Origin of the sequence: Streptomyces ipomoeae 91-03, assembly GCF_000317595.1 — a bacterium.
Classification (GTDB): Bacteria; Actinomycetota; Actinomycetes; order Streptomycetales; family Streptomycetaceae; genus Streptomyces; species Streptomyces ipomoeae.
Genome location: NZ_AEJC01000531.1, coordinates 1 through 5,472, shown reverse-complemented (window position 1 = coordinate 5,472; position 5,472 = coordinate 1). Strand labels below are relative to the sequence as shown.

The following is a 5,472-nucleotide window of genomic DNA, read 5'->3' as shown; positions in this document are numbered from 1 at the left end:
GCGCGCCGTGCGACGGGTGGTGACCGGAACCCCGGCCGGAACGCCGGTCGGAACCCTGGCCGGAACCCTGGTCAGAACCCTCGGTCGATCCACTCCTGAAGGTGCGGGGCCTCCGCCCCGACGGTGGTCGTCTCCCCGTGCCCGGTGTGAACGACGGTCTCGCCGGGCAGGGTCAGCAACCGCTCCCGGATGGAGTCGACGATGGTCGGGAAGTCGCTGTACGACCTTCCCGTCGCCCCGGGGCCGCCCGCGAAGAGGGTGTCACCGCTGAAGAGGGCGGTCAGCGCGGGCGCGTACAGGCACACCGCGCCGGGGGCATGGCCGGGGGTGTGCAGCACGGTCAGCCCGACGCCGGCCACCGTGAGGACCTGGCCGTCGGACAACTCTCCGTCGGGCGCGCGGTCGGGGTGGGTCTGCTTCCACAGCGGCAGGTCGTCGGAGTGGAGCCAGATCGGGGCGCCGGTGCGCTCGGCCAGGGCGGGCGCGGCGTCGATGTGGTCGTTGTGGGCGTGGGTGCACACGATGGCCCGCAGGGTGCGTCCGCCCACGGCCTCGGCGATGGCGTCGGCGTCGTGGGCGGCGTCGATGACGATCACTTCGTGGTCGTCGCCGACGATCCAGACGTTGTTGTCGACGTCCCACGTGCCGCCGTCGAGCGTGAACTGGCCCGAGGTGACGAGGTGTTCGATGCGCGCGGCCATCAGAGCGTCACCACCGAGCGCAGGACGTCGCCGTGGTGCATCCGCTCGAAGGCCTTCTCGACCTCGTCGAGGGCGATGGTCTCGGTGACGAAGGCCTCCAGGTCCAGACGGCCCTGGAGATAGAGGTTGATCAGCATGGGGAAGTCGCGGTCCGGCAGACAGTCGCCGTACCAACTCGACTTGAGCGCACCGCCGCGACCGAAGACGTCGAGCAGCGGCAGCTCCAGCTTCATCTCGGGTGTCGGTACGCCGACGAGGACGACCGTGCCGGCCAGGTCGCGGGCGTAGAAGGCCTGCTTGTACGTCTCGGGGCGGCCGACCGCCTCGATGACGACGTCGGCACCGAAGCCACCGGTCAGCTCGCGGATCGCGTCGACGGCGTCGGTGGCCTTGGAGTTGACGGTGTGGGTCGCGCCCAGCTTCAGGGCGGTCTCCAGCTTCCGGTCGTCGATGTCCACGGCGATGATCTTCGCCGCGCCGGCCAGACGCGACCCGACGACCGCCGCGTCACCGACGCCACCGCAGCCGATGACCGCGACGGTGTCGCCCCGGCCGACGTTGCCCGTGTTGATGGCGGCGCCGATGCCCGCCATCACGCCACAGCCCAGCAGACCGGCGGCGGCCGGTGACGCCGCCCGGTCGACCTTGGTGCACTGCCCCGCCGCCACCAGCGTCTTCTCCGCGAACGCGCCGATGCCCAGCGCCGGGGAGAGTTCGGTGCCGTCGAGCAAGGTCATCTTCTGCTTGGCGTTGTGGGTGTCGAAGCAGTACCACGGGCGTCCGCGCCGACAGGCCCGGCACTGTCCGCACACCGCGCGCCAGTTGAGGATGACGAAGTCACCGGGGGCGACGTCAGTGACCCCCTCCCCCACCGACTCCACGACGCCGGCGGCCTCGTGGCCCAGCAGGAAGGGGTAGTCGTCGCTGATGCCGCCCTCGCGATAGTGCAGATCGGTGTGGCAGACCCCGCAGGCCTCGATCTTCACCAGCGCCTCCCCGGGTCCCGGGTCGGGCACGACGATCGTCTCCAGACTGACGGGGGCGCCCTTGCCCCGCGCGACGACAGCACGGACCTGGTGAGCCATGGCCACTCCTCGGCTGGTACGAGACCCGGGTTCGGCTGGTACGAGACCCGGGCCCGATGCCGATGTTGCTCATTACGGCACGCATCTCGCTTGCCGCAACACAGCATCGTGGAGCGCCGAGCGGGGGTCAAGGATTCGGCAGGCGATGCGAGGCGGGACCGACGGTCGGTACGGCGCGGTCCTCTCGCTCGACCGGTGCTCCGCCTCGTAATTGTGTGGTGGCCGTGACGCGACTCGGGCAGGCTGCGCGGCGATGAGTGATGAATCCACCGGTGAACAGGTGTACGCGTCGGCACGCTCGGTCGAGGGGCTGCTGCAACGAGGTCGGGGGCTGGGTGCGCTTCAGGTGTCGCGAGGAACGGACTCCGCGGCGTCCGCCGAGGCCGTGTACGGCGTCGTCCTGCAGGACTGGCGATGGGATTCGACGGTGGACGACCGGCATCTCTATCTCGCCCGGCTGATACGGGAGTCGGGGCTCGGGCTGGGGCCGGTGTACGAGTTGCTGGCGGGCGACGCGGACGACTGTGAGCGGGGCACTCGGATTCTGGAGCTGCTCGCCCTGTCCGGGTCGGGTGAGGCTCGGGAAGCCCTGCGGAGGCATGTTCGGGAAGGTGAGCACTGGGTCGATGTGATCGAGTCGGTGGCGGCGGTCTGGCCGGTGGAGTGGTGGGACGATCTGGCCGATGTCATACGGGGCCGGCTGACCGGGGAGGAGCGGTTGCTGTGGCGCTCCGAGCCCTGGGTGCGTTGGGGTGTGGGAGGGCGGTACGCCCCTTCCGCTCACTCGCCTCGGACCCATGTGATCCAAGTCGGCGCGAGCAGTCGGCGGCTTCTCTCCGTCCTCGCCGATGCCGGCTCGGCCAACGGCGAGAAGGCCGAGGCCCTGCGTCTCCTGGCCGGGCGCCCGCCGGAGCCGGGGCTGATCCCGCTGGTGCCCGAGCTTGCGGAGGTGAACGGTGAACTGCCGCTGCCCCAGCTCGCGCGGGCGATTCGGCGGCTCGGAGCGCCGGCCGTGCCCGCGGCACGCGAGTGGGCGGTGGACGGGGGACCGTGGTTGTCGTGGAACGGCGTCCTGGTGCTGGCGGAACACGGTGAAGTGCGGGACGTGCCCGTGCTGTTGGAGGAGCTGTCCGCCCATGAACGGGCACGTCTGTGGTGTGGTCCCTCGCTGCTGGCCGACGGGCTCGCCCGGTTCGGGGCGGCGGCCTCGGACGCGGCTCCGATGCTGCGGCGGCTCTGGCTGCGCACCCCGCACTCGTACGAACGGCCCGCGTATCTGAAGGCACTCAGGGCCATCGCGCCGGCCGGGCTCGACCTGGCGTACACCGAGTCGCTGTGGGACTGCGAATCGAACGCCCGGTTGTTGGGCATCGCGTCGGCGCCCGATTCGCCGTACGTCCGGGAGCGGCTCGTACGGCTGCGGGACGATCCGATGGAGGAGGCCGAGGTGCGGGCCGCCGCCGGGGAGCGACTGGCCGGCACCTCGTGAAAACGCCGTTGCGCGAAGGCCGCCGGCCGCCCGCCCGGATGCCCCGGCCCACCCCTGATCGCGTCCGGGCCCGGCCGCGGCGTCGCTCCTGTGACGGCGGATCGAAGACGGCTCGATAATCGAACACATTCCAGCCAAGACTTGTTATGCCCCTGACATAAGCGGCTCACGTCTGTCACTCTGTGCCCATTCCGCCTCACGGCGGTGCACGCGCACCCGCATTCGCAGTTCCCCCTGCACCACCCGGTGCCGTCAACCGGGGCACCGGGTCCTTCGGACGGCCGCTCGTCCAACGTCGGCCGCAGCAAAGGAGTTCGCGTGAGGTCCACCCCCCACAGACGTTCAACGGCCACGGCCGCGCTCGTCGTCGCGGCGGCCATGCTCGCCGTCGCCGTGCCCGGCGGTCCCGCCAGCGCCCGAGGTGACGGCGGCGAAGGCACCGTCCGTCCCCTGGCCGCCAAGCCGGACCGCGGGGCGCTGCCCGCGAAGCTCACTCCCGCTCAGCGCGAAAGTCTCATCCGGAAGGCCGAGAAGGCCACGGACGCGACCGCGGACCGCCTCGGCCTGGGCGGCCAGGAGGAGTTGCGGGTACGGGACGTCGTCAAGGACGCCGACGGCACCGTGCACACACGGTACGAGCGCACCTACGCCGGTCTTCCCGTGCTCGGCGGCGATCTGGTCGTGCACGCGTCGAAGTCCGGCGCGGTCGAGAGTGTCACGCGGGCCCACAAGGCCCGGTTGACCGTGCCCGACCTCAGCCCCGAGGTCAGCAAGGCCGCGGCGGAGAAGCAGGCGCTGGCGGCGGCCGAGGAAGAAGGCTCCAAGAAGACCGCGGCGGACAGCAGCCGCAAGGTCGTGTGGGCCGCGAAGGGCACGCCGACGCTCGCCTACGAGACCGTGGTGAGCGGCTTCCAGCACGACGACACCCCCAGTGAGCTGCACGTCATCACCGACGCGCAGACCGGGAAAAAGCTGTACGAGTACGAGTCCGTGCACACGGGCACCGGCAACACCCGCTACAGCGGCACGGTCACGCTCGGCACCAGCCAGTCGGGGTCGACGTACACGCTCACCGACGCGGAGCGGGGCAACCACCGGACGTACAACCTGAACCGGGGCTCGTCGGGGACCGGCACGCTGTTCAGCGGGTCCGACGACATCTGGGGCGACGGAACCACCGCCGACCTGGAGACCGCGGGCGCGGACGCGCACTACGGCGCCGCGCTGACCTGGGACTACTACAAGAACGTGCACGGGCGCAACGGGCTGCGCAACGACGGCGTCGCGCCGTACAGCCGGGTGCACTACGGCAACAACTACGTCAACGCGTTCTGGCAGGACTCCTGCTTCTGCATGACGTACGGCGACGGTTCGGGCAACGCCAATCCGCTCACCTCGATCGACGTGGCCGCGCACGAGATGACGCACGGCCTGACCTCGGTCACCGCGGGCCTCAACTACAGCGGTGAGTCGGGCGGGTTGAACGAGGCGACCTCCGACATCTTCGCCGCCGCGGTCGAGTTCGCCGCCGAGAACCCCAGCGACGTCGGGGACTACCTGGTCGGCGAGAAGATCGACATCAACGGCGACGGCACGCCGCTGCGGTACATGGACAAGCCCAGCAAGGACGGCGCCTCGCGCGACTACTGGTCCTCCACGCTCGGCTCCATCGACGTCCACTACTCCTCGGGTCCGGCCAACCACTGGTTCTACCTGGCCTCCGAGGGCAGCGGCGCGAAGGTCGTCAACGGCGTCTCCTACGACTCGCCGACGTACGACGGGCTGCCGGTGACGCCGATCGGCCGGGAGGCGGCCGAGAAGATATGGTTCCGGGCGCTCACCACGTACATGACGTCCACGACCAACTACGCGGGCGCCCGCACCGCCACCCTGCAGGCCGCCGCCGACCTGTACGGCCTCGGCTCGGTCACCTACAACAACACCGCCAACGCCTGGGCCGCCATCAACGTCGGCTCCAGGATCCTCGACGGGGTGACCGTCGTCCCGCCGGCCAGCCAGTACTCCCTGGTCGGCCAGGCCGTCACGCTGGACATCCAGGCGTCCTCCACCAACGCCGGCGCCCTGTCGTACGCGGCCACCGGTCTGCCGGACGGGCTGTCCATCGACTCCGCCACGGGACGCGTCTCGGGTACGCCGACCACCGCCGCGAGCTACACGCCCACCGTCACCGTGACGG

4 protein-coding genes are annotated in these 5,472 nt (G+C 70.7%); 2 read left to right on the top strand and 2 right to left on the bottom strand.

The genetic code is table 11. The features are described 5' to 3' along the window. Positions 1–71: 71 nt before the first annotated feature. Complete coding sequence (locus STRIP9103_RS34745; RefSeq protein ID WP_009329386.1) at positions 72–701, bottom strand: MBL fold metallo-hydrolase; 630 nt, start codon at positions 699–701, stop codon at positions 72–74. Further along, positions 701–1,786 carry an S-(hydroxymethyl)mycothiol dehydrogenase gene (locus tag STRIP9103_RS34740; protein WP_009329384.1) on the bottom strand — a complete coding sequence of 362 codons (1,086 nt, stop codon included), beginning with the start codon at positions 1,784–1,786 and terminating at the stop codon, positions 701–703. The genes STRIP9103_RS34745 and STRIP9103_RS34740 overlap by 1 nt, the downstream gene beginning before the upstream one ends. A gap of 253 nt (positions 1,787–2,039) precedes the next feature. On the opposite strand from STRIP9103_RS34740, the gene STRIP9103_RS34735 reads away from it, so the two are divergent. Both STRIP9103_RS34735 and STRIP9103_RS34730 read left to right on the top strand, forming a co-directional pair. After that, positions 2,040–3,275 carry a hypothetical protein gene (locus STRIP9103_RS34735; protein WP_009329388.1) on the top strand — a complete coding sequence of 412 codons (1,236 nt, stop codon included), beginning with the start codon at positions 2,040–2,042 and terminating at the stop codon, positions 3,273–3,275. A gap of 318 nt (positions 3,276–3,593) precedes the next feature. Further along, positions 3,594–5,472 (top strand): M4 family metallopeptidase (locus STRIP9103_RS34730; RefSeq protein WP_009329383.1); only part of this gene is annotated, 1,879 nt, incomplete at its 3' end.

Coding starts and splice junctions, on each gene's coding strand:
- STRIP9103_RS34735 (WP_009329388.1), top strand. CDS start 2,040: ATGAGTGATGAATCCACCGGTGAACAGGTGTACGCGTCGGCACGCTCG.
- STRIP9103_RS34740 (WP_009329384.1), bottom strand. CDS start 1,786: ATGGCTCACCAGGTCCGTGCTGTCGTCGCGCGGGGCAAGGGCGCCCCC.
- STRIP9103_RS34745 (WP_009329386.1), bottom strand. CDS start 701: ATGGCCGCGCGCATCGAACACCTCGTCACCTCGGGCCAGTTCACGCTC.